A 24,672-nucleotide genomic window follows, 5' to 3' on the forward strand; every position below is an offset into this window, starting at 1 on the left:
GAAGCTCTCCTAAATGGGGTCAGGGTTGGGGTGCCTTGGCACCTTGCGTCAAAAGGCGGTGGTAAAAGCGGATCAGCTCGGTGTAGTTGCTGACCGCAATGCGTTCGTTGGTGCCATGAAAACGTTTCAGGTCTTCCGGGCCGGCACGTACGGGCGAAAACTTGAAGATGTGCTCACTGATTTCGCCAAAGTGGATGGAGTCGGTGGCGCCAATCATCAAGCCAGGGGCCACCAGCGTGCCCGGAAACACTTCGCGGATGGTGCGGTTGATGAGGGCGTACTGCGCAGAATCGGTAGGTGCCACCTTCGAGGCTTCGGCACCGCCGGGCAGCGCAAACAGCTCGAATTTGTCGCTCCGGGTGGCATCCGCCACCAGGGCGCGGGTGCGTTCCACCACCATGTCTTTGGTGTCGCCGGGCAGCAGGCGGAAGTTGACCGTGGCCTCGGCGTTGCCAGGCAGCACGTTTTCCTTGTTGCCAGCGTTGACGATGGTCAGCGCCGTGGTGGTGCGCATCACGGCGTTGGTGCCTGCGCCATTCTCCAGTTGCTTTTGCACGATGGGGCCGAACAACCAGAGGTTGGACAGAGCCACGCGGGAGAAGCCGCCCATCTCGGGAGCCACGGTGGCAAACATGTCTGCCGCCACGCCACGGATGCCCGCCGGCAGCTGCTCGTCGTCAATGCGCTTGAGGGCGGCACTCATCATGGCAATGGCACTGGTGCCCTTGGGCGGCGGCATGGACGAGTGACCGGGTGTGGCCGACATCTTGAGCACGACCGAGAGGTAGCCTTTTTCGGCCACACCAATCAGCGCTGCCGGGGCCTTGAGGCCGGGCATGATGCCTTCGGTGATCAGCAGGCCTTCGTCAATGACAAAGTCCAGCCGTACCTTGCGCTCTTTCAGCAGCGCCGCAATCTTCTCGGCACCACGGTGGCCGCCCACCTCTTCGTCGGCACCAAAGGCCAGGTACACGGTGCGCTCGGGCTGGTAGCCACTGGCCACCAACAACTCGATGGCTTCGAGTTGGGCCATCAGGTTGCCCTTGTCGTCCCACGCGCCACGGCCCCAGACGAAGCCATCTTTTACGTCACCGCTAAAGGGGTCGGTCTCCCAGGTCTTCTCGGTGCCAGGCGCAATGGGCACCACGTCCTGGTGGGCCATCAGCAGGATGGGCTGCAGGTCTGGCTTGCTGCCGGGCCAGGTGTAGAGCAGGCTCAGGTCGCCCACCACTTCCCGCTTGAGGGCGGCGTGGGTTTTGGGAAACTTGGCCTGCAACAGCGCGTGCAGTTGCCTGAACTGGTCGGCGTTGAGATTGGCGTCATCCCGCGAGGAAATGGTGCGCAAACGCACAGCTTCTGCCAAGCGTTGGCCCACACCGACTGCATCCACCGCCACCACAGGCACCGGCGGCACATCCAGCTGGCGCGAGCCCTTGCGCAGGGTGTTGATGGCTAGCACAGCCACCAGTGCCAGCAGCAAGGCCAGCACACCCCAGGCTATTTTCTTGAGCATGGTGCAGCCTGCTTAGTTGAAGGTCTTGCCTTCAGCGGCCAGCTTGGCCAAGAGCGGCGCGGGCTGCCAGAACTTGGCGTCGTCCAGCGGGTTCTGGGCAAAGCGGTTCATCGCTTGCACGACATTGAACAGGCCCACTTCGTCGGCGTAGTTCATGGGGCCGCCGCGGTGCGCGGGGAAGCCGTAGCCAAAAATGTAGACGATGTCGATATCGCTGGCCTTGGCGGCAATGCCCTCTTCCAGGATGTGGGCCGCTTCGTTGACCAGGCTGAACACCAGGCGTTGCACGATTTCTTCGTCCGAAATCTTGCGCGGCGTAATGCCCAGGCTCTTGCGGTGCTCTTCAATCATGGCCACCACCTCGGCATTGGGGATGGCGTCGCGCTTGCCGGGCACATAGTCGTACCAGCCGGCACCGGTCTTCTGGCCAAAACGGCCCTTCTCACACAGCAGGTCAGCGGTTTTGCTGTACTTCATGTCGGGCTGCTCGGTGTAGCGGCGCTTGCGGATGGCCCAGCCAATGTCGTTGCCGGCCAGGTCGCCCATGCGGAACGGGCCCATGGCCATGCCAAACTTTTCCATGGCCTTGTCCACTTGCGCAGGTGTGCAGCCTTCGTCCAGCAGGAAGCCACCCTGGCGGCCGTACTGTTCGATCATGCGGTTGCCGATGAAACCATCGCACACGCCGGAGACCACGGCGGTCTTCTTGATCTTCTTGGCAACGGACATGACGGTCGCCATCACGTCCTTGGCGGTTTTCTCGCCGCGCACCACTTCCAGCAGCTTCATCACGTTGGCCGGGCTGAAGAAGTGCAGGCCCACCACGTCTTCGGGGCGTTTGGTGAAGGCGGCGATCTTGTTCACGTCCAGTGTGGAGGTGTTGGAGGCCAGGACGGCGCCGGGCTTCATGACGCGGTCCAGTTCCTTGAACACGGCTTCCTTCACGCCAATTTCTTCAAACACGGCTTCGATCACCATGTCGGCAGTGTTCAGGTCGTCATAGCTCAGCGTGGTGCTCAGCAGGCTCATGCGCTGCTCGTACTTGTCCTGCTTGAGTTTCTTCTTGGCCACCTGGGCTTCGTAGTTTTTGCGGATGGTGGCGATGCCGCGGTCCAGCGCTTCCTGCTTCATTTCCAGCATCTTGACGGGGATGCCGGCGTTCAGGAAGTTCATGGCAATGCCGCCACCCATGGTGCCAGCGCCGATAACTGCTACAGAGTTAATAGCACGTTGCGCAGTATCGGCGGGCACATCAGCTATTTTTGATGCTGCACGCTCAGCCAGGAACAGGTGACGCAGGGATTTGCTCTCGGCGGTGAACATGAGGTTGATAAACGCCTCGCGTTCAACTTTCATACCTTCGTCAAACTTCTTCTTGGTGGCGGCTTCCACCACGTCCACACACTTGGCAGGTGCGGGGAAGTTCTTGCTCATGCCCTTGACCATGTTGCGGGCGAACTGGAAGTAGGCGTCGCCCTGGGGGTGCTTGCACTTCAGGTCGCGCACCAGAGGCAGGGGGCGCACATCAGCCTTTTCACGCGCAAAGGCCATCGCCTCTTCCAGCACGCTCTCGGCCGACGCTGCCATTTTGTCGAACAGCTTTTGGCCTGGGGCCATGGCCAGCATGTCGCTCTTGACGGTTTCGCCACTGACGATCATGTTCAATGCGGGCTCCACACCCAGCACGCGCGGCAGGCGCTGCGTGCCACCGGCGCCGGGCAGCAGGCCCAGCTTCACTTCGGGCAGGGCCACGCTGGTGCCTGGGGCAACGACGCGGTAGTGGCAACCCAGGGCCAGTTCCAGGCCACCGCCCATGGCCACCGTGTGGATAGCCGCTACCACGGGTTTGCTGGACGCTTCGAGTACGCCAATCACGCTGATCAGGTTGGGCTCTTGCAGGGCCGTGGGTTTGCCGAATTCTTTGATGTCTGCACCGCCCGAGAAGGCCTTGCCAGCGCCAGTGATCACGATGGCCTTGACCGCCGCGTCGGCATTGGCCTGGGCCATGCCGTCTGCAATACCCTGACGGGTGGACAAACCCAAGCCATTGACCGGCGGGTTGTTCAGCGTGATGACGGCGATATCGCCATGGACTTGGTACTGGGCGGTCATGCTTTCATTCCTTGAAAAGGTGGAGCCAGAGAAAATAGAACGATCGTTCTTTTTTAAGGATTGTAGGGGCTTTGGATTCCAATCCAAGCGCTTTTGTCCCTCGTGGGACAAACCAAGGGTTATCCCTTAGACCTCCAGCCACTCCTTGCGGATGTCCGTGTTGTCGCGCAGTGTCTGCGGCGTACCATCAAACACAATGCTGCCGTGGCCCATGACCAGGCAGCGATCGGAAATGGCCATCGCGATGGTGAGTTTTTGCTCAATCAGCAGCACAGAGATGCCGCGGCTGCGCAAGACTTTGAGGTACTCGGCCACCAGTTCCACGATCTTGGGCGCCAAGCCTTCGGTGGGCTCGTCAATGATGATGAGGTCGGGGTCGCCCATGAGCGTGCGGCACAGCGTCAGCATTTGCTGCTCGCCGCCCGACAGAACGCCTGCTTCGGTATGTTCCCGTTCTTTCAGGCGCGGGAACATGCGGTACATGTCGGCAAAACTCCAGCGTGCCTGCTTTTTGCTGCGCTTTTGGCCCAGCAGCAGGTTTTGATGCACCGTGAGTTTGGGGAAAACATCGCGGTTTTCGGGTACATACCCGATCCCCAGGTGGGCAATTTCAAACGCTTCTTTGCCGCGGGTTTCCTGTCCGCGCCATAGCACCGAACCCTCGCACTCCACAAGGCCCATGATGGCCTTGGCCGTGGTGGAGCGGCCCGAGCCGTTGCGGCCCAGCAGGGCCACAATCTCGCCCTCACCTACTGCCATGTCTACGCCATGCAGCACATGGCTCTTGCCATAAAAGGCGTGCAGGTGCTTGATCGTCAGCATCTCAGAACCCATCTCAGTGTCCTCCCGCCTGCGCGTCGGCTACGGCAGAGCCCAAATACGCCTCCTGCACGCGCGGATTGGCGCGCACCGCCTCGGGGGTGTCAAAGGCTATCACCTCGCCATAGACCACCACGGCAATCTTGTCGGCCAGACCAAACACCACACCCATGTCATGCTCCACCGTCAGCAGGGTTTTGCCCACGGTCACCTCTTTGATCAGGCCGACAAATCGCCCCGTCTCGCTCTTGCTCATGCCTGCCGTGGGTTCGTCCAGCAGGATCACATTGGCGCCGCCGCCGATGGTCACGCCAATTTCCAATGCGCGCTGCTCGGCGTAGGTCAGGTTCATGGCCAGCACATCACGCTTCTTGTCCAGCTTGATCATGGCCATGAGTTCTTCGGCACGGTGATTGGCGTCGTGCAGGTTCACCAGAAATTTGAGGAAGGTGTACTTGTAGCCCAGGCTCCAGAGCACGCCGCAGCGCAAGTTCTCGAACACACTGAGCTTGGGGAAGATATTGGTGATCTGGAAGCTGCGCGACAGGCCCATGCGGTTGATTTCAAACGGCTTTTTTCCGTTGATACGTTGGCCGTTGAGCAGCACGTCACCGCTGCTAGGCTCGAAGCGCCCGCTGATCAGGTTGAACAGCGTGGACTTGCCCGCGCCGTTGGGGCCGATGATTGCCACGCGCTCACCGGGCTGCACGGCCAGGTTGGCGCCGCGAATGATCTCCGACTTGCCAAAGCTCTTGCGCAGGTCGCGCAGCTCCAATGCAGGGGAATGCTGGGGTGTGGCGCTCACTGGGCGTCCCTCCGCTGGGTTTCTGCTTCTATCTCTTCCTGGATTTGACTCCAGTCGCGGCTGAACTGTCGGCGTACCAGCTCAAACAGGGTTGCCCCGGTCACCAACACCAGGAACGCGCCAAACCAGCTGTTGAGGCTGGTGGCATTGAGCGTGGTGCCCAGAAAGCGCAGTTCGGGACCGAGTGCGGCGTTGAGTTGCTGGTGGTAGACCATCTCGACCATGGCACCCGCACCGGCGAGTGCCAACAGCGCGGTAGCGGCCAGCCCCAGGTAGCTGACCCACAACCGCCCCAGCTTGCCAAACTTGGCCACCCGCAGGTTCATCATGATGAGGCTGGCAATGCCGCCCGGGGCGTACATCACCATGAACAGGAAGATCAAGCCCAGGTACAGCAACCAGGCCTTGGTGAATTCGCTGAGCAGCACAAAGGCCAGCACCATGAGCACGGCGCCCAGAATGGGGCCAAAGAAGAAGGTGGCACCGCCCAGAAAGGTGAACAGCAGGTAAGCGCCGGACCGCGAAGCCCCTACCACTTCCGCGGTGACGATTTCAAAGTTCAACGCTGCCAGACCTCCCGAAATTCCGGCAAAGAAGCCAGCAATGATGAAGGCGGTGTAGCGGATGCGCTGGGGGTTGTAGCCAATGAACTCCACACGTTCGGGGTTGTCCCGCACCGCATTGAGCATGCGGCCCAGCGGCGTACCGGTGAAGGCGAACATGGCCGCCACGGCCACAAAGGTGTAGGCCGCAATCAGGTAGTACACCTGCACCGCGGGGGCAAAGGTGATGCCGAAAAACGGCTGTCCGACCACGCGGTTGGCCGACACGCCGGCCTCACCGCCAAAGAACTCGGAGAACATCAGCGACATGGCAAACACCAGCTCGGCCATGCCCAGTGTGATCATGGCGAAGGTGGTGCCCGATTTGCGCGTGGTGACATAGCCCAGCAGGGCAGCAAAGCCCATGCCGGCAGCGCCCCCGACCAGCGGAACCAGGCTCACTGGAATGGCCCAGGTGCCTGCCCCCGCCGCATTGAGTGCATGGATGGCCATGTAGGAACCCAGGCCGGTATACACCGCGTGGCCAAAGCTGAGCATGCCGCCCTGCCCCAGCAGCATGTTGTAGGACAGGCAGGCAATGATGGCAATGCCCATTTGCGACAGCATGGTGATGGACAGGCCACTGGTGAACACCCGCGGCGACACCAGCAACACGAGGGCAAATAGCCCCCACACCACAATGCGGCCCAGGTTGAGGGATTGGGATGCGTACAAACGCACAGGTGTTTGCATAAACAGTTCAGCCTTCCCGGGTGCCCAGCAGACCCTTGGGCCTGAAAATCAGGATCAATACCAAAAACAGGTAGGGCAAGATGGGCGCGACCTGGGCGATGGTGAGTTTGGCGATGGAATTGGCGCGCAAGGTGTCACTGACCGGCACGCCGAGGTGGGGCAGAACGTCAAGCAACGCGTAGTCAAACGCCACCGCAAAAGTCTGGATCACACCAATGAGCACCGACGCCAGAAAGGCGCCCGAGAGTGAGCCCATGCCGCCGACCACCACCACCACAAAGATCACCGACCCCACGGTGGCGGCCATGGCAGGCTCCGTCACAAAGGTGCTGCCACCAATGACACCCGCCAGACCCGCGAGCCCGGTGCCCACGCCAAACACCAGCATGAAAACACGCGGCACGTTGTGGCCCAGGGACTCCACCATCTCGGGATGGGTCAACGCGGCCTGGATCACCAGCCCAATACGGGTGCGCGTGAGCATCAGCCACAGCGCCAGCAGCATCAGCAGCGCAATCACCATCATGAAGCCCCGCGTCATGGGGAACGGTGAACACACCACGCGCACCGCGGCATCCGCGGCCGCACACAGCTCGGCCGGCGCAGCACCCCAGACCAGTTGCAGGCCGTTCACGGCATGGTTGACCAGGGTGAAGGCCGGGCCTTGCAGCGACACAGGAGGTTTGAATTCGAGGGCGGTTCGGCCCCAGATGAGTTGCACCAGCTCCAGCAGGATGTAGGACAAGCCGAAGGTGACCAGCAGCTCCGGCACATGGCCAAACTTGTGCACCTTGCGCAGGGCCACCCGCTCAAATACGGCGCCCAGCGCCCCCACGACCAGCGGGGCCACCACCAAGGCGGGCCAAAAGCCGACCCAGCCCGACACGGTGTAGCCCAGGTAGGCCCCGACCATATAGAAGCTGGCGTGCGCAAAGTTGAGCACCCCCATCATGCTGAGGATCAAGGTCAGTCCGGCACTGAGCATGAACAGCAAGAGCCCGTAGCTCAAGCCATTTAGCATCGAAATGATGAAAAACTCCATCCGCTATCTACCTTTCAAGGCAAGGCGGGTGCAGCGGGCACCCACCCAAAAAAAGGCCCGACTAGGAAGACCGGGTCGGGCCTGCTGACGTTGCGCCAATGGTCGCTCAGCCGGGGCGCTTCATCTGGCAGCTGGTGGGCGTGCTGGATACATAGGACTCGAAGGTCTTGACCGGAGCCAGGGTCATGCCGGTGTTCTCCGGGCTGTAGGGGTACTTTTTGTCCGCCTTTTGCCAGACTGTCAGGTACAGGGGCTGCTGCAGTTGGTGATCGGTTTTGCGCATTTCCACGTCGCCGTTGTAGCTCTTGAACTTCATGCCTTCCAGCGCCGCGGCCACTTTCACCGGGTCGGTAGATTTGGCCTTGGCCATGGCCTCACCCAGCGCGGTGTAGATGTGGATGACTGAGCCGGTATAAAAATCGTCGTTGAATTTGGCCTTGAAGTCGGCGGTCCATTTGTCCATCTGGCCGCCCATGTTGTAGTGGCTGTAAGCGATCTGGTACACGCGGCCGGCCGAGTTGGTGCCCAGGGCGGTGGGCGTGCCGCTCACACCGGTGTAGTAGGTGTAGAAGTTGCCGGTGTAGCCGCCCTCGTTGGCGGCCTTGACCAGCAAGGCCAGGTCCGAGCCCCAGTTGCCGGTGATCACGGTGTCGGCGCCGGATGCCTTGATTTTGGCGATGTAGGGCGAGAAGTCCCGCACCTGGGCCAATGGGTGCAGATCGTCTCCCACGATCTGGACATCGGGGCGCTTGCGGGCCAGGGTCTCCTTGGCGTAGCGGGACACTTGCTGGCCGTGCGAGTAATTCTGGTTCAGCAGGTACACCTTCTTGACGTCCTTCTTGTCCGCCATGAAGGTGGTCATGGCTTCCATTTTCATGGAGGTGTCTGCATCAAACCGGAAGTGCCAGTAGTTGCATTTGCTGTTGGTGAAATCGGGGTCTACGGCCGAGTGGTTCAGGAAGAGGACTTCCTTGCCGGGGTTGCGTTCGTTGTGCTTGGCCACGGCGTCAATCAGGGCACCGGCCACTGCAGAGCCGTTGCCCTGGGTGATGTAGCGCACGCCTTGGTCCAGCGCCGACTTGAGTGCGTTCAGGCTCTCGGTGGGGCTGAGCTTGTTGTCGATGCCAATGACCTCGAACTTGACGCCTGCGGGGTTGTTGGCGCTGAACTTTTCAGCGAAGAACTGGAAGCTCTTGAGCTGGTTGGTGCCCACGGGCGCCATCAGTCCGGAGAGCGGATCAATCCAGGCAATCTTGACGGTCTCGCCCTTTTGTGCGACGGCCTGCTGGGCGCAGACCACCAGGGTCGCTGCGGCGATGAATTTGAGCGTGTTCTTCATGGTGTTGTCTCCTGTAAAACTCAAGCCTGCGCAGCGTACATTTGTTTGTGCAGTGCAGCGCAAGGGTTTCCCCCAAGAGCTATCGCCCATGCGACTGCACGCATTTTTAGAGCATGGGCAGGCGGTAGTCCTTCAGCATTTCGCGCAACTTGCTCTTTTGCATCTTGCCGGTGCCCCCCAAGGGAATCGTGTCGACAAACACCACATCATCAGGCACCTGCCACTTGGCCGTTTTGCCTTCGTAAAAGGCCAGCAGTTCATCGCGTGTCACCTCGCTGCCGGGCTTCTTCACCACAGCAATGATGGGCCGCTCGTCCCACTTGGGATGCTTCATGCCGATGCACGCGGCCATGGCCACAGCGGGATGCGCCATGGCAATGTTTTCCACATCAATCGAGCTGATCCACTCACCACCGGACTTGATCACATCCTTGCTGCGGTCGGTGATCTGCATATAGCCATCGGGGTCGATGGTGGCCACATCGCCAGTGGGGAACCAGCCATCCACCAGCGGAGAGCCACCCTCGCCCTTGAAGTACTCGCTGATGATCCAGGGGCCCTTGACCAGCAAGTCACCGTAGGCCTTGCCATCCCAGGGAAGCTCCTTCCCCATTTCATCCACGATTTTCATGTCCACGCCGTAGATGCCGCGGCCCTGCTTGAGCCGCACGTTCATCTTGTCAGCCGAGTCCATGCTCAGGTGTTTGTTCTTGAGCGTGCACACGGTTCCCAGGGGCGACATCTCGGTCATGCCCCAGGCGTGCAGCACTTCGACACCGTAGACGTCATTGAACGCCGTAATCATGGCGGGCGGGCAGGCGGAGCCACCTATCACCGTGCGCTTGAGGGTGGAGAACTTGAGGTTGGCTGACTGCATGTGCGCGAGCATCATTTGCCACACAGTGGGTACCCCAGCGGCAAAGCTGACCTTCTCGGACTCGATGAGCTCAAAGATGGACTTGCCGTCCATGGCGGGGCCGGGAAACACCAGCTTGGCGCCCGTCATGGCGGCCGAATACGGCAGGCCCCAGGCATTCACGTGGAACATGGGCACCACGGGCAGCACAGCATCGCGGGCACTCATGTTCAATGCGTCGGGCAAGGCACCGGAGAACGCATGCAGGATGGTGGAGCGGTGGCTGTACAGCGCGGCCTTGGGATTTCCTGTGGTGCCGCTGGTGTAGCACATGCTGGAGGCCGAGTTTTCATCAAACTCGGGCCAGGTGTATTGCTCGGGTTGCTTGCCCATCCAGGCTTCGTAGCTTTGCAGACCCGGGATGCCGATGTCGGCAGGCAGCTTGTCGGCATCACACAGCGCAATCCAGTGCTTCACCGTGGTGCAGCGGCTGTGCACAGCCTGGATGATGGGCAGGAAGCTCATGTCGAAACACAGCACCTGGTCTTCTGCGTGGTTGGCAATCCAGGCAATCTGGTCCGGGTGCAGGCGTGGGTTCAGCGTGTGCAGCACGCGGCCCGAGCCGCTCACACCAAAATATAGCTCAAGGTGGCGATAGCCATTCCAGGCCAGCGTGGCCACGCGGTCGCTGAACGCGAGATCCATCTGGTCCAAGGCGTTGGCCACTTTGCGGGCCCGCACGGCAATGTCTTTGTAGGTGGTGCGGTGGATGTCACCCTCCACGCGACGCGATACCACTTCGCCTTCGCCATGGTGGCGCTCCGCAAAATCGATCAGGGTAGAAATCAGCAGCTGCTGGCTTTGCATCAAACCTAACATGGGTCACCTCTGGAATTATTCGAATGTTGCTGCGCGCCACGACCGGGTGTCGCCTACGCGTCGCCGCATGGTAATCCCACCAAGCCCCTGAAAAAGGCCAGCATTAGTCATATGCGGGACAATTCATCCATGCCTATTTCGTCACATCTGGGTGACCCGCTGGATGTGGGACTGCCCTGGGTCAATCGCTTTGCCAGCTTGGGCGAAGACTTCTACGCCGCACTCTCCCCTACCCCATTGCCCGCACCCTATTGGGTGGGCCGCAGCGCCAGTGCCGCCCGGGCCCTGGGTTTGGATTCACAAAAGCTGCAGTCAGACGACGCGCTACAGGCTTTCACCGGCAACCGGCCGCTGGCCGGCGGCCTGTCGTTGGCCAGTGTCTACAGTGGCCACCAGTTTGGCCAATGGGCCGGCCAGCTGGGTGATGGCCGTGCCATCCTGTTGGGCGAAACTCCAGGCTGGGAGCTGCAACTCAAGGGGGCCGGGCTGACGCCCTTCTCCCGCATGGGCGATGGCCGTGCCGTTTTGCGCAGCAGCATCCGCGAATTTTTGGGTAGCGAAGCCATGCATGGCTTGGGCATTCCGACCTCGCGCGCCCTCTGCGTCACAGGCTCGGACGCCCCCGTGCGACGTGAGGAAATGGAAACGGCTGCGGTGGTCACCCGCCTGGCGCCCAGTTTTATCCGCTTTGGCCACTTCGAGCATTTTTGCCACCATGGCCACCACGAACAGCTCAAGGTGCTGGCCGACTTTGTGATTGACCACCATTACCCGGCCTGCCGCGCCGATGCACGCTGGGGCGGCAACCCCTATGTGGCCCTGCTGGCCGCGGTGACCGAGCGCACCGCGCAGATGGTGGCGCAGTGGCAGGCCGTGGGCTTTTGTCATGGTGTGATGAACACCGACAACATGAGCATCCTGGGGCTGACGATTGACTACGGCCCCTTCCAGTTCATGGACGCCTACGATCCCGGCCACATCTGCAACCACTCGGACCACCAGGGCCGCTACGCCTTCTACAAACAGCCGAACGTGGTGTACTGGAACCTGTTCTGTTTGGGCCAGGCGCTGATGCCGCTGATTGCGGAGCAGGAGCAGGCCATTGCCGCACTGGAGACCTTCAAAGCCATCTACCCGCTGGCGTTTGCCCAGCGCATGGCGGCCAAGCTGGGCTTTGCGGACCTTCAGGAGGCACACCGCCCATTGATTGAGGACATCCTGAAGCTGCTGGCGGCCGACAAGGTGGACTTCACCATCTTCTGGCGCCGCCTGAGCCACTGGGCGCGTGAGCAGCGTGCAGACGATGCCTCGGTGCGCGACCTGTTCCTGGATCGGGCCGGCCTGGATGCCTGGCTGCTATCGTATTCAGAGCTGCTTGCGGATATTCCACGCGGCCTAGCGGCCGATTTGATGCTAAAAATCAACCCCAGGTATGTGCTGCGGAACCATTTGGGCGAAGAAGCCATCCAAGCCGCCAAGCGCAAGGATTTCAGCGTGGTCGCCGATCTCTTGAAAGTTTTGGAGCATCCGTTCGACGAACATCCAGAGCACGCAGCCTGGGCCGACTTTCCGCCGGATTGGGCGGGCAGCATCGCCATCAGCTGCAGCTCCTAGCCCCCTGCCTGTTCCTCTTTTTGAAAGACGTCCCATGCCCTACCCCATCACCAAAACCGACGCCGAATGGCAAGCCGTGCTGGCTGAAAAGGGCGCTGAGCCCGCGGCCTTCCAGGTCACGCGCCACGCCGCCACCGAGCGCCCTTTCAGTGGCAAGTACGAACGCCAATGGGCCGACGGCAGCTACCACTGCATTTGCTGTGGCAACACGCTGTTTGACTCCGGCACCAAATTTGACGCGCACTGCGGATGGCCCAGCTTCTCGCTGGCCGTGCCCGGCGCCATCACCGAGATTACCGACCGCAGCCACGGCATGGTGCGCGTAGAGACCGTGTGCAGCCAGTGCGGCGCGCACCTGGGCCATGTGTTTGACGATGGCCCGACCGAAACCGGCCTGCGCTACTGCATGAATTCGGCCTCGCTACACTTCACACCCGCATGAAAACCTTTCTCGACTTCTTTCCCATTCTGCTGTTCGTCGGCGCCTACAAGTTTTACGACATCTATGTAGCCACCGCGGTGCTGATGGGGGCCACCGTGCTGCAAATGGCGGTGATTTACGCCATGGACCGCAAGCTCCAGATGATGCACAAGATCACGCTGGTGCTGATTTTGGGATTTGGCGCCATGACACTGGCCCTGCATGACGACCGCTTCATCAAATGGAAGCCCACCGTGCTCTACACCGTGATGGGCATCGCACTCGCTGTGGCCGTGTGGGGCCTGAAAAAGAACTTTCTCAAGCTGTTGCTGGGCAGCCAGCTGGAGCTGCCCGACAGCATCTGGCACAAGCTCAACGTGGCGTGGATTGCCTACACCCTGTTCATGGCCGCCATCAACGCCTATGTGGTGCTGTACTTCAGCACCGAGACCTGGGTGAACTTCAAACTTTGGGGCTATGTATTCCCGCTGGTTTTCATCATCGGGCAGGGCATCTACATCTCGCCCTACCTCAAGGGTGACGAAGCATCCCAGGACAAACCCGCACCATGAGCACCACCCCCACCGCCGCGCACCTGCAAGCGCGTTTGCAGGAACGCCTGGCCCCCACCCACCTGGAAGTGATGGACGAAAGCCACCAACACGCGGGCCACGCTGGGGCCAACGGCACCGGTTTTGGCACCCATTTCAGGGTGCGAATCGCTTCACCATTGTTTACAAGCCAGAGCCGCGTAGCACGGCATCGCCTTGTGTATGATGCGCTGCAAGATTTCATTGATCAGGGCCTGCATGCCCTGGCCATTGAGGCCGAAGACTCGCCCTCTGGCAGCACCCCCATTTAATGCATCCCTGAAGGAACCGGTATGAAGAAGCACATTTTGTCCGCCCTGGCCGCCGCTGCGCTATTGAGCGTCGCGTCGGTCTCCATGGCCCAGAACATCGCCATCGTGAACGGCAAGGCCGTTCCCAAGTCCCGCGTAGATGCCTTGGCCGAACAGGTGAAGCGCTCCGGCCGTCCCGTGACGCCCGAAATGCAAGGCCAGCTGAAAGAAGAAATCATCGCCCGCGAAATCTTCGTGCAGGAAGCCCAGGCCCGCGGTCTGGACGCAACCGACGATTACAAGAACCAATTGGAACTGACCCGCCAGTCCATCCTGATCCGCGAGCTGTTCAACGACTACCAGAAAAAGAACCCCGTCACCGACGAGGAAGTCAAGGCTGAGTACGACAAGTTTGCCGCAGCCAACGCCGGCAAGGAATACCGTGCCCGCCACATCCTGGTGGAAAAAGAAGAGCAGGCCAAAGCCATCATCGCCCGCCTGAAAAAGGGCGCCAAGTTTGAAGACATCGCCAAGAAAGAATCCAAGGACCCCGGCTCCGGCGCCAACGGCGGTGACCTGGATTGGGCCAACCCCAGCAACTACGTGAAAGAGTTCTCGGACGCGCTGGTGGCCTTGGCCAAGGGCAAGACCACCGACACCCCGGTGAAGTCCCAGTTCGGTTACCACATCATCCGCCTGGAAGACATCCGCGAAAGCCAGCTGCCCAAGCTGGACGACGTGAAGCCCCAAATTGCCCAGCAACTGCAGCAGCAGAAGATGAGCAAGTTCCAGGAAGACTTGCGCGCCAAGGCCAAGGTCGAATAAATCCCCGGCCTTTCGACGAAGCAGTACAGTCCAAGCGCGGCCCCGGCCGCGCTTTTTCTTTGCCCATCATTTTTTCATGAGCCGCAAACCTGACCTCAGCCGCCCGGAACAGCAGCAACTTGTGCAGCAGCACAGCCCGCTGGTGGGGCGTATTGCGCGCTCTGTGGCCCAGGGTATGCCACCCAATGTGCTGACCGACGATCTGGTGCAGGACGGCATGTTGGGGCTGATCGACGCCATCATCCGCACCACACGGGAGACATCGGGCGCCGAGTTTGAACACTACCTGGCCCGGCGCGCCCGTGGCGCCATGCTGGACGGCCTGCGTGCGCTGGACCCTGCCACCCGCCTGGTGCGCCGACGCATGCGCGAGGTGGAGCAGGCCCTGCAACGCCTGGGCCACCGACTGGGCCGCGCGCCGGTCGAAGGCGAAGTGGCACAGGACATAGACATGCCGCTGGAAGACTACCGCCAGCTCTTGCAGCAGGCCCATGGCTATTGGCTGGTGTCGCTGGACGACTTGACCGAGAACGCCGACTTGCGTGGCTACCTGGACCAGTGTGCAGGCAGCGATGCGGACCCGCTGGTCATGCTGGAACGCTCCGTGTTTCGCAAGGCACTGGCCAACAGCCTAGCCACACTCAACGGACAGATGCAGGAAGTGCTCAGCCTGTATTACGCCGAGGGATACAAAATGCACGAGATTGGCACCCGCATGGGCCTGAGCGAATCCCGCGTATCCCAGCTTCACACCAGCGCCATTGCCGGCCTGCGCGCGCAGTTGCTGGATGCCGAGCAACGCCAACAGCTGCTGCGGCCACGCCGCGCGCAGCGCTAGGCCAATACCCAGAGCAAACCCAGCAACACCGGCTGGTGCAGCATGTAGTAGCTCAAACTCCAGTTGCCCAGCCAGGCCAGCGGACGCAAGGCTGGCGGCGGCGTCCAGGCCGGGCCGGACGCTGGTTGGCGCAGCCACCATTGCATGGCGGCCAGACCCCACCACATCACGCCCAACCAGGGAAGCAAGGGAACGTAGTCCTCGGTCTGCGGCTTGGTGGTAATGAGGCCCAGCCAGTTGAGTCCCTTTTCATTGAAGAAAAGGGGTATGGCGCCCGCATCCATTGCGTAAGCAGCTACATATTTCATAGCAATGGCCAACCCTCCCAGCCACCAGAGCCAGCGGCCCCAATGCACCGTCAGCCGCGCAAGCAGCAGCATGACGGCCATGCCGTGCAGCACCCCGAAGTAGATGTAACTCTTGGGAAACATGAGCACAGAACCCGCCGTGACCAGCAGCGCGCACAGTGCAATCTGCCCCCAGCGGCGCCAGAACTGTAGCCAAGGCTGCCCCCGCTCGGCAGCCAGGGCCTGCCCGGCCCCGGCGCACAGCAAAAACAGACTCAGGATGGCGGTACGCTGCCAGGTCCAGACTGGGTCGGTGTAAAAATCCTGCCGGATCAGGCCCGCGTTGTTCAGGTCGAAGCAGAAGTGATAGGCCGTCATCCACAGCAAGGCCGCGCCGCGCAGCACATCCACACCCGCATGGCGCTGCGGTTTCACGCGGCACCCCGCCTGTGCAGGGTGGCGCCCCAGAGACTGAGTGACAGCCCGAAACTGGCACAGAGCAACACGCACAGCGCCAGACCCGCCCCGCCCCATCCGCTGATGGCCAGCGCAAAGGAGGGAGGGCCCAAGGTGGCTCCCAGATTGCCCAACTGGGCCACGGCGCCGTTGGCGCGCGCCTGCTGGGCGGGTTCTTCATTCAAAAAAGGAATCAGCGCAAACGAGCTGCCACCCGACAGGCCCGCGGCAAACATCAGCACCAGCGCCACCGGTGCCACCCACCAACCGAACCACAGCCCCACACCCCAAGCCAGACCGCTCACACCGACCGCCACAAAGGCCCAACGTGCCAGGCGCAGTGGCGACAACCAGTACTGCGCAATCCAGCCCGCGCAAAACGTGCCCGCCACGCCGGTCAGCGGCAGGGCCGCGGCCAGCCAGGCGCGGTCTGCCCCGCCCTGCTGGGGCAAAAATGTCAGCAGCGCGACGGCCATGCCCGTGTAGCCCAAAAAGCACAGGCCTGGCAAAGCGGTGGTCCAACGCGTGTAAATGTGCACGTGCTGGCGCAACAGTGCGTACCCATGGTGGGACGGCAGCCCGGCGTGCGGGCTGCGCTGGCGCAACACATCGGCAGGCAACAACAGCAGCACCGCCATGGCCACAACCGCCAGACCCAGCGCGTGGACCTGGAACAGGGCCGACAGGCCAAAGTTGGCAATAAAAGGCAGGCCCACGGCCCCCGTGATGGCAAAGGCCACCCCGACAAAGGTGCTCCACAAGCCCATGGCAATGGCCCGGTGCTGCGGCGCGGCGCTGGCCGCCATCAGCGTGGGCGCAGCCACCACCACGGCCAGGTGCGAAGCCCCTTCGAACACGCGACTGGCCCAAAACCAGGGCAAGGGCAACAGGAAAGATTGGGCCAGGGCCAGCAGTGCGCCCAAGCCCAGCCCACCCACCAGCAGGCGCCGGTAGCCGATGCGCGGGGCGAGCAGCCCCATGGTCACGCCCAGCAGCAGCCCCACCATGCCCACCGTGGACAGCACCCAGCCCATGCTAGCGGCGCTGGCCGCGTAATGGCGCTGCAGCTCGACAAAGGCCACCGCAATCTTGGCGAACTGCATGGCGGCCAAAATGCCGCTGAACCAGAGCACGGCCACGCGGGGCCAACGGGTAGAGGAAACGGGAGAGGGAACTTGGGCCATGGGAAGCGCCGCAGTGTACCGCCTGGGGTGCGAGGCTGGGATAATTGCGCCCATGTCCTTGCAAGATTTTCAACTCGAACTTTTGGCCCCTGCGCGCACGGCAGAGATCGGCATCGAAGCCGTGAACCACGGCGCCGATGCGGTCTACATCGGAGGCCCCGGTTTTGGGGCGCGCAGCAGCGCCGACAACAGCGTGGCCGAGATTGCCCGTCTGGTGCAGCATGCCCACCGCTTCAACAGCCGCATCTTCGTCACCATGAACACCATCCTGCGCGATGACGAGCTGGAGCCGGCACGCCAACAGGCCTGGCAGCTCTATGAGGCCGGGGTGGATGCGCTGATCGTCCAGGACATGGGGCTGCTGGCCATCGACATGCCGCCTCTCCAGCTGCACGCCAGTACCCAGACCGACATCCGCACGCCCGAAAAGGCGCGCTTTTTGCAGGACGTGGGCCTCAGCCAAATCGTGCTGGCACGCGAGCTGACGGCTAGGCAAATTGCCGCCATCCGTGCCGCCACCGACCCTGAAAAATGCACCTTGGAGTTCTTCATCCACGGCGCGCTGTGCGTTGCCTACAGCGGCCAGTGCTACATCAGCGCCGCCCATACCGGGCGCAGCGCCAACCGCGGCGAATGCAGCCAGGCCTGCCGCCTGCCCTACCAGGTGGTGGACGACAAGGGGCGCTTTGTGGCGCATGACAAACATGTGCTGTCCATGAAGGACAACAACCAGAGCGAAAACCTGGCCGCGCTGGTGGATGCAGGCATCCGCAGCTTCAAGATCGAGGGGCGCTACAAGGACATGGGTTATGTGAAGAACATCACCGCCCATTACCGCAAGCTGCTGGACCGCTTGATCGAAGACCGCCAAGACTCTGACCAACCGCTGGCCCGCAGCAGCAGCGGAACCACGACGTTTAGCTTCGAGCCGGACCCCAACCAGAACTTCAACCGGGAGTTCACGGACTATTTTGTGCAGGGTCGGCAGATCGACATCGGCGCCTTTGACAGCCCCAAGAACCCGGGCCAGGCCATTGCTTATGTGCGCAAGGTCAACGCTGACAGCGTGGAGTTGGAACTGAATGCCCCCAGCCAGGCGCTGAGCAACGGTGACGGCCTGTGCTACTACGACTTGCAGAAGGAACTGGTGGGTTTGGCCATCAACCGTGCCGAAGCCCTCAACGCCGCCAAGGGCCTGTGGCGCGTCTTCCCCAAAGACCCGGTGCCGGGCCTGAAAGACCTGCGCAAGGGCGTGGAGGTGAACCGCAACCGCGATGTGAACTGGACCCGGGTACTGGACAAGAAGAGCAGCGAGCGCCGCATCGGTGTCTGGGCCACACTGCAGCAGACGGCACGGGGCATTGCCCTCACCTGCACGGACGAAGACGGGTTTGTGGGAACGGCCCAGACCGACCTGCCGGCTGAACGTGCCAACGACGCCGCGGCGGCCGATGCCAGCAACCGCACCCAGATCAGCAAGTTGGGCGCTACGATTTTTGAAGCAATTTCCGCAGATGTGACGGGGGCTAGCGGCCTGTTTGTGCCTGCATCGGTGCTGAACCCCTTGCGCCGTGAGGCCGTAGAAGCGCTGGAGCGTGCCCGTGCCGCCGGCTTTGTGCGGCTGGCACCTGGTGTGCCGGTGTCGCCACCCGTGGCCTACCCGGAAGACACCCTGAGTTATCTGGCCAATGTGTTTAACCAGGCCGCACACGGCTTTTATGCCAAACACGGTGTCAAGGTTATTGCCCCGGCCTACGAGGCGGTGGAGGAGCTGGGTGAGGTCAGCCTGATGATCACCAAGCACTGTGTGCGCTTCTCGCTGAGCCTGTGCCCCAAGCAGGCCAAGGGCGTGACCGGTGTGCAGGGCCAGGTCAAGGCCGAGCCACTGCAGCTCATCAACGGCAAAGAAAAACTGACCCTGCGCTTTGACTGCAAGCCCTGCGAAATGCACGTGGTGGGCAAGATGAAGACCAGCGTGGCCAACCAGAGTCGCCAGGAACTGGAGGCGGCCCGGGCCGTACCCATGACCTTTCACAAAACCCGGCCTCGCACAGGGCAGGAGTTTGGGCACTGAGCTTTGGGGGCTCGGGTTTGAACCTCAGGCGCTTGGCTTTGGCGGTTCCGGCGGTGTGGACAACAAGCGCCAAGCCAATCGCAAGCCCAACCAGGCATTCCCCAAGGCAAACACCCCGATGACCAGGCTGGCCAGCGGGGTGAGTGGGTAGCGCTGCACGATCCACATCAGAGCGGTGGACAGCGCGTTCAACGCCAGCATGAGCCAGAACGCAAGTTTGCGTGGCTGGATCAGGCGGCGCCAGTGGATCATGCGACTTCGGTGATGAATTGGTCGCGGGGACGGCGTACTTTTTTCAGGTTTTGCAGCCAGTCGCCTTCATCCGCACGGTAGCCCAGCGGCAGAATCGCCACGCTACGCAGGCCACGGGCGCGCAGGTCGAGGATTTCGTCCAGCGCCTTGGGATCGAAACCTTCCATGGGCGTGGCATCCACCTGCTCTTCGGCCGCCGCAATCAGTGCGGTGCCCAGGCCGATGTAGGCCTGGCGTGCGGTGTGCTGGTAGTTCACTTCGGCATCGCGCTGGGGGTAGGTGCCCAGCAGCATCTGGCGGTAGTTTTCCCAGCCTTCGTTCTTGAAGCCGCGCTCTGCGTTCACCAGGTCAAACATGGTGTTGATACGCTCAACGGTGTAGTTGTCCCAGGCGGCAAACACCAGCAGGTGCGAGGCGTCAGTGATCTGCTCCTGGTTCCAGGCAATGGGCTTGATCTTTTCGCGCACCTCTTTGCTGGTCACCACAAACACCTCGTAAGGCTGCAAGCCGCTGGAGGTGGCGGTCAAGCGAATGGCTTCCAGAATGCGGTCCACTTTCTCTTGGGGCACCGCTTTGGCGGGGTTGAACTTCTTGGTGGCGTAGCGCCATTGCAGTTTGCTGATCAGGTCGGACATAGTGCGTCGCATAAATTGGTTGCTAAGGGGGCAGAGTTTGGGGGACTTTGCTAGATTGCAAGGCCACGTGTTGCAATTCACGGAGTTAGTCACACCGCATTTCCCGTCGCCATGCGAGAGTACAAAAAAAGTGTTATCGGTCGGCCTTGCTGAGAATCAGCGCACCGTACACCATCACCCCCACCGAGATGGCTGGCAAGTTGTAAAGCCAACGGACCCTGCGCGCTGTCCCGGAGGCCAGTGCCAGAAACTCTGCCACCCCCAGGCCCAAACGCTGTGCCAACAGATAGGACACCAACAAGCCTGCGGTACCGGCGGCAATAAACAAGCAGCCCACACGCGCTTGCAGCAGATGAGCGTCACCCCACAACCAATCCCACGCAAACATCACGCCGCCCAACACCATGGCCAAGGCCCACCATGAGATGGCGGTGTATGCACCCAAGGCCCCAACCCCTAGGGCTGGGACCAGATAAGAGAAGCGGCGAACGGCGGTTAATTCCAAGGGTTCAAAGTGCTTACGCCACCCACTTGTGCGCATTGCGCCAGAGTTGCATCCAGGGGCTGAGTTCGCTCTTGTCGAGCGAGGTCCAGCTCATCTGCACGTTGCGGAAGACGCGCTCGGGGTGCGGCATCATGGCCGTAAAGCGGCCGTCGGCCGTGGTAACGGCGGTCAGGCCGCCAGGGCTGCCGTTGGGGTTGAACGGGTAGGCCTCGGTGGCCGCACCAGTGTTGTCCACATAACGCATGGCAGCAATGGCTTTGTCCGCGTTGCCGCGGTACTTGAAGTTGGCAAAACCTTCGCCGTGCGCCACCGCAATGGGCAGGCGCATGCCGGCCAGGTCCTTGAAGAACAGGCTGGGCGACTCCAGCACCTCCACCAGCGCGAGGCGTGCCTCAAAACGCTCGCTCTGGTTGGTGGTGAAGCGTGGCCAGTCTTGCGCGCCGGGGATGATGTCGGCCAGCTCGGCAAACATCTGGCAGCCATTGCACACGCCCAGGCCAAAGGTGTCCTGGCGGGCGAAGAAGGCCTTGAACTGGTCAGCCAACACGTCGTTGAACGTGATGCTGCGGGCCCAGCCAATGCCAGCACCCAGCGTGTCGCCGTAGCTGAAACCACCGCAGGCCACCACGCCCTTGAAGTCGGCCAGCTTGGCGCGGCCGGTCTGCAGGTCGGTCATGTGCACGTCGTAGGCTTCAAAGCCGGCTTCGGTGAAGGCGTAGGCCATTTCCACATGCGAGTTGACGCCCTGCTCGCGCAGTACGGCGACCTTGGGGCGGCTGCCCAGAATGGCAGGCGCTACGTTTTTAGTAGCTGCTTGCGCAGATTCCATGAGGGCTAGAGCACTATTTGGCATGTAAACATGCAGACCGGGGTCGTTCTCGGCACCCGCCGCGGCATGCTCGGCATCGGCACACACAGGGTTGTCGCGCTGCTGGGCAATCTTCCAGCTCACGGCGTCCCAGACCTGGTGCAGGTCGGCCAGTTTGGCGCTGAAGATGCTCTTGGCATCGCGCCAGATCTGCAGCTCGCCCTTGCCTGCGGCAATGGCATCGGTGGCAGGACGCGTCTTGCCGATGAAGTGGCTGAACTTGGACAGGCCATGCTCGCGCAAGGTGGCCATGACGTCGGAGCGTTCAGATGTGCGCACCTGCAGCACCACGCCCAGCTCTTCGCTGAACAGGGCCTTGAGCGTCAGCTCCTCACGGCGGGCGCCCACCTGCCCTGCCCAGTTTTTGCTGTCGCCCACATCCATGCGGCTGTCGGAGATGCCGTCGCCTTCGGTGACCAGCATGTCCACATTGAGTGCCACACCCACACGGCCGGCAAAGGCCATTTCGGCCACGGTGGCCAGCAGGCCGCCGTCGCCGCGGTCGTGGTAGGCCAGCACTTGGCCCTTGGTACGCAGCGCGTTCACGGCGTTCACCAGGTTCACCAGGTCCTTGGCATCGTCCAGATCGGGCACGGTGTCGCCGGTCTGGTCCAGCGTTTGCGCCAGGATGCTGGCGGCCATGCGGTGCTGGCCCTTGCCCAAGTCCACTAGCACCAGAGTCGTATCTTCTGTGGCATTGAGCTGTGGCGTCAGCGTGCCGCGCACGTCTTGCAGCGTGGCGAAGCCGCTCACGATCAGGGAGACGGGCGATGTGACCTTCTTGTCGGCGCCTTCGTTTTTCCACTGCGTGCGCATGGACAAGGAGTCCTTGCCCACGGGAATGGAAATGCCCAAGGCTGGGCACAGCTCCATGCCCACGGCCTTGACCGTGGCGTACAGCGCCGCGTCTTCACCGGCTTCGCCGCAGGCGGCCATCCAATTGGCAGACAGCTTCACGCGGGGCAGCTCGATGGGCGCAGCCAGCAGGTTGGTAATGGCTTCGGCCACCGCCATGCGGCCCGATGCGGGTGCGTTGAGCGCGGCCAGCGGCGTGCGCTCTCCCATGGACATGGCTTCACCCGCAAAACCTTTGAAGTCGGCCAAGGTGACCGCACAGTCCGCCACCGGCACCTGCCAGGGGCCGACCATCTGGTCGCGGTGCGTCAGGCCACCCACAGTGCGGTCGCCAATGGTGATCAGGAAGCGTTTGGACGCCACGGTGGGGTGCGCCAGCACGTCGATCACGGCCTTTTGGATGTCCACACCGGTCAGGTCCAATGGCTTGAAGGTACGCGCAACCGTCTTGACGTCGCGGTGCATCTTGGGCGGCTTGCCCAGCAGCACGTTCATGGGCATATCGACAGGCGACTCTGCGCCCTCGTCCACCAGTTGCAGCTGGCGCTCTTCGGTTGCCACCCCAATCACCGCAAACGGGCAACGCTCGCGCTCGCACAGCGCCGTGAACTGCGCCAGCGACTCGGGGGCGATGGCCATCACATAGCGTTCCTGGCTCTCGTTGCACCAGATTTCCTTGGGCGCCATGCCGGACTCTTCGAGCTTCACAGCCCGCAAATCAAAACGTGCACCGCGGCCTGCGTCATTGGTCAGCTCAGGGAAGGCGTTGGACAAACCACCGGCGCCCACGTCGTGGATCGCCAGAATGGGGTTTTGGTCGCCCTGCATCCAGCACTGGTTAATCACCTCTTGCGCACGGCGCTCGATCTCGGGGTTGCCGCGCTGCACGGAGTCAAAGTCCAGCTCGGCCGCGTTCGCGCCGGTGGCCATGGAGCTGGCGGCGCTGCCGCCCATGCCGATGCGCATGCCGGGGCCGCCCAGCTGGATCAGCAGGCTGCCGGCAGGGAATTCGATCTTGTGGGTCTGGCCCGCGTCGATGATGCCCAGGCCGCCCGCAATCATGATGGGCTTGTGGTAGCCGCGCTGCACGGTATCCACGTCACTCGCCACGGTCTGCTCGTATTCGCGGAAGTAGCCCAGCAGGTTGGGTCGGCCAAATTCGTTGTTGAAGGCCGCACCGCCCAATGGGCCTTCGACCATGATTTGCAGCGGGCTGGCAATGTGCTCCGGCTTGCCCATGGTGCTGCCCCACAGCTTGGAGACGGTGAAGCCGGTCAGGCCTGCCTTGGGCTTGGAGCCGCGGCCAGTGGCACCTTCGTCGCGGATTTCACCGCCTGCGCCGGTGGAGGCGCCGGGGAACGGGGAGATGGCGGTCGGGTGGTTGTGGGTTTCCACCTTCATCAGGATGTGATTGGTTTCGCTACGTTTTTCATAGCTGGCCGCGCTTATTTCACGCGAACCAGAGGCCGATTTTGCTACAAATCGCTCGACTTCCACACCCTCCATCACGGAGGCATTGTCCGAGTAGGCCACCAGCATGTACTGGGGGTGCAACTGGTGCGTGTTGCGGATCATGCCGAACATGCTCTTGTCCTGCGCCACACCGTCAATGGTGAACTCGGCGTTGAAAATTTTGTGGCGGCAGTGCTCACTGTTGGCCTGGGCGAACATCATCAGCTCCACGTCGGTCGGGTTGCGGCCCAGCGTGGTGAAGGCGTTGACCAGGTAGTCAATCTCGTCAGCGGCCAGGGCCAGGCCAAACTGGGTGTTGGCCTTGACCAGTGCGTCCTTGCCACCACCCAGCACATCCACATGGTCCATGGGTGCGGGCTGCAGCGCATTGAACAACTCTTGCGCCTGGGCACGGTCCAGCATGGCGCTTTCGGTCATGCGGTCGTGCAGCAGCGCGGCAACTTTCTGCAGTTCATCCGCGCTCAGGGCTGTCTTGGACAGCAGGCCGCTCTTGAGCGTGAGGCGGTACTCGACCAGGCGCTCGATGCGTTTGACCGCAAAACCGCAGTTGTGGGCAATGTCGGTGGCCTTGGAGGCCCAGGGGCTCACCGTGCCAAAACGGGGGCTGACAACGATGCTGGCGCCGTCCGTGGGGCCGGCGTAGGGATCGCCATAGGTCAGCAAGGCGGCCAGTTTGTCCGCCAGCGACTGGTCCAAGGCGGTCTCGGTGGCCACCAAATGGACAAAACGGGCCGAAATGCCCGAAATTTTGTCGTGAATGCCCTGCAATTGCGGCAAAAGCTGTTGAACACGGAAGTTGCTCAGGGCGTTGCCGCCCTCAAAAGAGGTCAGGTGCAGGGTCACAGTGGTGGCCTAGGAAAGATGAAGCGTCGCCCGGCAGGGCT

At 61.9% G+C, this 24,672-nt stretch carries 21 protein-coding genes; 7 read left to right on the top strand and 14 right to left on the bottom strand.

Annotated elements, in window-relative coordinates; genetic code table 11:
- Window positions 1–19: 19 nt before the first annotated feature.
- The 8 genes from AC3WS7_RS01960 to AC3WS7_RS01995 form a co-directional block, all read right to left on the bottom strand.
- Complete coding sequence (locus AC3WS7_RS01960) at window positions 20–1,513, bottom strand: M20 family peptidase (protein ID WP_296466246.1); 1,494 nt, start codon at window positions 1,511–1,513, stop codon at window positions 20–22.
- Between the two features lie 12 nt (window positions 1,514–1,525).
- Complete coding sequence (locus tag AC3WS7_RS01965) at window positions 1,526–3,625, bottom strand: 3-hydroxyacyl-CoA dehydrogenase NAD-binding domain-containing protein (protein ID WP_492655194.1); 2,100 nt, start codon at window positions 3,623–3,625, stop codon at window positions 1,526–1,528.
- Between the two features lie 126 nt (window positions 3,626–3,751).
- Window positions 3,752–4,447, bottom strand: a complete 696-nt coding sequence (locus AC3WS7_RS01970; protein WP_492655554.1) for an ABC transporter ATP-binding protein — start codon at window positions 4,445–4,447, stop codon at window positions 3,752–3,754.
- A 13-nt stretch (window positions 4,448–4,460) separates the two neighbouring features.
- Window positions 4,461–5,249: an ABC transporter ATP-binding protein gene (locus tag AC3WS7_RS01975; protein ID WP_296466251.1), complete on the bottom strand. Its 789-nt coding sequence runs from the start codon at window positions 5,247–5,249 to the stop codon at window positions 4,461–4,463.
- Window positions 5,246–6,544, bottom strand: a complete 1,299-nt coding sequence (locus tag AC3WS7_RS01980; RefSeq protein ID WP_492655195.1) for a branched-chain amino acid ABC transporter permease — start codon at window positions 6,542–6,544, stop codon at window positions 5,246–5,248. Before AC3WS7_RS01980 ends, AC3WS7_RS01975 begins: the two co-directional genes overlap by 4 nt.
- Window positions 6,545–6,551: 7 nt before the next feature.
- On the bottom strand, window positions 6,552–7,586 hold the full coding sequence (locus tag AC3WS7_RS01985) for a branched-chain amino acid ABC transporter permease (RefSeq protein ID WP_492655196.1): 1,035 nt from the start codon (window positions 7,584–7,586) through the stop codon (window positions 6,552–6,554).
- Between the two features lie 106 nt (window positions 7,587–7,692).
- A complete protein-coding gene (locus tag AC3WS7_RS01990; RefSeq protein ID WP_492655197.1) occupies window positions 7,693–8,925 on the bottom strand; it encodes a branched-chain amino acid ABC transporter substrate-binding protein in 1,233 nt (410 codons plus the stop codon).
- A gap of 106 nt (window positions 8,926–9,031) precedes the next feature.
- On the bottom strand, window positions 9,032–10,660 hold the full coding sequence (locus AC3WS7_RS01995; RefSeq protein WP_492655198.1) for a 3-(methylthio)propionyl-CoA ligase: 1,629 nt from the start codon (window positions 10,658–10,660) through the stop codon (window positions 9,032–9,034).
- A gap of 129 nt (window positions 10,661–10,789) precedes the next feature.
- Here AC3WS7_RS01995 and AC3WS7_RS02000 point away from each other — a divergent pair, with 129 nt between their 5' ends.
- The 6 genes from AC3WS7_RS02000 to AC3WS7_RS02025 all read left to right on the top strand — a co-directional run bounded on the left by AC3WS7_RS02000 (window position 10,790) and on the right by AC3WS7_RS02025 (window position 15,199).
- Entirely contained in the window at window positions 10,790–12,274 is a 1,485-nt protein-coding gene (locus tag AC3WS7_RS02000) for a protein adenylyltransferase SelO (protein ID WP_492655199.1), read from the top strand.
- A gap of 34 nt (window positions 12,275–12,308) precedes the next feature.
- The gene (gene msrB, locus AC3WS7_RS02005; protein ID WP_296466267.1) at window positions 12,309–12,716 is read left to right on the top strand and encodes a peptide-methionine (R)-S-oxide reductase MsrB; all 408 of its coding nucleotides are present in this window, start codon (window positions 12,309–12,311) and stop codon (window positions 12,714–12,716) included.
- Window positions 12,713–13,267, top strand: a complete 555-nt coding sequence (locus tag AC3WS7_RS02010; RefSeq protein ID WP_492655200.1) for a septation protein A — start codon at window positions 12,713–12,715, stop codon at window positions 13,265–13,267. The genes msrB and AC3WS7_RS02010 overlap by 4 nt, the downstream gene beginning before the upstream one ends.
- A complete protein-coding gene (locus AC3WS7_RS02015) occupies window positions 13,264–13,557 on the top strand; it encodes a BolA family protein (protein WP_492655201.1) in 294 nt (97 codons plus the stop codon). The genes AC3WS7_RS02010 and AC3WS7_RS02015 overlap by 4 nt, the downstream gene beginning before the upstream one ends.
- A gap of 21 nt (window positions 13,558–13,578) precedes the next feature.
- On the top strand, window positions 13,579–14,361 hold the full coding sequence (locus tag AC3WS7_RS02020) for a peptidylprolyl isomerase (protein ID WP_296466276.1): 783 nt from the start codon (window positions 13,579–13,581) through the stop codon (window positions 14,359–14,361).
- A gap of 76 nt (window positions 14,362–14,437) precedes the next feature.
- Complete coding sequence (locus AC3WS7_RS02025; protein WP_492655202.1) at window positions 14,438–15,199, top strand: FliA/WhiG family RNA polymerase sigma factor; 762 nt, start codon at window positions 14,438–14,440, stop codon at window positions 15,197–15,199.
- Here AC3WS7_RS02025 and AC3WS7_RS02030 read toward each other — a convergent pair.
- On the bottom strand, window positions 15,196–15,921 hold the full coding sequence (locus tag AC3WS7_RS02030; protein WP_492655203.1) for an acetyltransferase domain-containing protein: 726 nt from the start codon (window positions 15,919–15,921) through the stop codon (window positions 15,196–15,198). The two genes, AC3WS7_RS02025 and AC3WS7_RS02030, sit on opposite strands and share 4 nt — an antisense overlap.
- The gene (locus tag AC3WS7_RS02035) at window positions 15,918–17,126 is read right to left on the bottom strand and encodes an MFS transporter (protein WP_296466284.1); all 1,209 of its coding nucleotides are present in this window, start codon (window positions 17,124–17,126) and stop codon (window positions 15,918–15,920) included. The genes AC3WS7_RS02030 and AC3WS7_RS02035 overlap by 4 nt, the downstream gene beginning before the upstream one ends.
- A gap of 52 nt (window positions 17,127–17,178) precedes the next feature.
- Here AC3WS7_RS02035 and AC3WS7_RS02040 point away from each other — a divergent pair, with 52 nt between their 5' ends.
- Window positions 17,179–19,200, top strand: a complete 2,022-nt coding sequence (locus tag AC3WS7_RS02040) for a peptidase U32 family protein (RefSeq protein WP_492655204.1) — start codon at window positions 17,179–17,181, stop codon at window positions 19,198–19,200.
- A gap of 24 nt (window positions 19,201–19,224) precedes the next feature.
- Here AC3WS7_RS02040 and AC3WS7_RS02045 read toward each other — a convergent pair whose 3' ends face one another.
- The 4 genes from AC3WS7_RS02045 to purL all read right to left on the bottom strand — a co-directional run bounded on the left by AC3WS7_RS02045 (window position 19,225) and on the right by purL (window position 24,631).
- Entirely contained in the window at window positions 19,225–19,452 is a 228-nt protein-coding gene (locus tag AC3WS7_RS02045; RefSeq protein ID WP_296466291.1) for a hypothetical protein, read from the bottom strand.
- Window positions 19,449–20,087 (bottom strand): NAD(P)H-dependent oxidoreductase, encoded by a 639-nt coding sequence (locus tag AC3WS7_RS02050; protein ID WP_296466492.1) that lies wholly within the window; start codon window positions 20,085–20,087, stop codon window positions 19,449–19,451. Before AC3WS7_RS02050 ends, AC3WS7_RS02045 begins: the two co-directional genes overlap by 4 nt.
- Window positions 20,088–20,220: 133 nt before the next feature.
- A complete protein-coding gene (locus tag AC3WS7_RS02055) occupies window positions 20,221–20,532 on the bottom strand; it encodes a hypothetical protein (RefSeq protein ID WP_492655205.1) in 312 nt (103 codons plus the stop codon).
- Window positions 20,533–20,605: 73 nt separating this feature from the next.
- The gene (gene purL / locus AC3WS7_RS02060) at window positions 20,606–24,631 is read right to left on the bottom strand and encodes a phosphoribosylformylglycinamidine synthase (protein ID WP_492655206.1); all 4,026 of its coding nucleotides are present in this window, start codon (window positions 24,629–24,631) and stop codon (window positions 20,606–20,608) included.
- Between the last annotated feature and the right edge of the window lie 41 nt (window positions 24,632–24,672).

The sequence above is a fragment of the Rhodoferax sp. EU05-FHT12H12 genome (assembly GCF_058791215.1).

What these genes read in the sequence shown, in the direction of transcription:
- AC3WS7_RS01960 (WP_296466246.1), bottom strand. Translation starts at nt 1,513, where the DNA reads ATGCTCAAGAAAATAGCCTGGGGTGTGCTGGCCTTGCTGCTGGCACTG.
- AC3WS7_RS01965 (WP_492655194.1), bottom strand. Translation starts at nt 3,625, where the DNA reads ATGACCGCCCAGTACCAAGTCCATGGCGATATCGCCGTCATCACGCTG.
- AC3WS7_RS01970 (WP_492655554.1), bottom strand. Translation starts at nt 4,447, where the DNA reads ATGCTGACGATCAAGCACCTGCACGCCTTTTATGGCAAGAGCCATGTG.
- AC3WS7_RS01980 (WP_492655195.1), bottom strand. Translation starts at nt 6,544, where the DNA reads ATGCAAACACCTGTGCGTTTGTACGCATCCCAATCCCTCAACCTGGGC.
- AC3WS7_RS01985 (WP_492655196.1), bottom strand. Translation starts at nt 7,586, where the DNA reads ATGGAGTTTTTCATCATTTCGATGCTAAATGGCTTGAGCTACGGGCTC.
- AC3WS7_RS01990 (WP_492655197.1), bottom strand. Translation starts at nt 8,925, where the DNA reads ATGAAGAACACGCTCAAATTCATCGCCGCAGCGACCCTGGTGGTCTGC.
- AC3WS7_RS01995 (WP_492655198.1), bottom strand. Translation starts at nt 10,660, where the DNA reads ATGTTAGGTTTGATGCAAAGCCAGCAGCTGCTGATTTCTACCCTGATC.
- AC3WS7_RS02000 (WP_492655199.1), top strand. Translation starts at nt 10,790, where the DNA reads ATGCCTATTTCGTCACATCTGGGTGACCCGCTGGATGTGGGACTGCCC.
- msrB (WP_296466267.1), top strand. Translation starts at nt 12,309, where the DNA reads ATGCCCTACCCCATCACCAAAACCGACGCCGAATGGCAAGCCGTGCTG.
- AC3WS7_RS02010 (WP_492655200.1), top strand. Translation starts at nt 12,713, where the DNA reads ATGAAAACCTTTCTCGACTTCTTTCCCATTCTGCTGTTCGTCGGCGCC.
- AC3WS7_RS02015 (WP_492655201.1), top strand. Translation starts at nt 13,264, where the DNA reads ATGAGCACCACCCCCACCGCCGCGCACCTGCAAGCGCGTTTGCAGGAA.
- AC3WS7_RS02020 (WP_296466276.1), top strand. Translation starts at nt 13,579, where the DNA reads ATGAAGAAGCACATTTTGTCCGCCCTGGCCGCCGCTGCGCTATTGAGC.
- AC3WS7_RS02025 (WP_492655202.1), top strand. Translation starts at nt 14,438, where the DNA reads ATGAGCCGCAAACCTGACCTCAGCCGCCCGGAACAGCAGCAACTTGTG.
- AC3WS7_RS02035 (WP_296466284.1), bottom strand. Translation starts at nt 17,126, where the DNA reads ATGGCCCAAGTTCCCTCTCCCGTTTCCTCTACCCGTTGGCCCCGCGTG.
- AC3WS7_RS02040 (WP_492655204.1), top strand. Translation starts at nt 17,179, where the DNA reads ATGTCCTTGCAAGATTTTCAACTCGAACTTTTGGCCCCTGCGCGCACG.
- AC3WS7_RS02045 (WP_296466291.1), bottom strand. Translation starts at nt 19,452, where the DNA reads ATGATCCACTGGCGCCGCCTGATCCAGCCACGCAAACTTGCGTTCTGG.
- AC3WS7_RS02050 (WP_296466492.1), bottom strand. Translation starts at nt 20,087, where the DNA reads ATGTCCGACCTGATCAGCAAACTGCAATGGCGCTACGCCACCAAGAAG.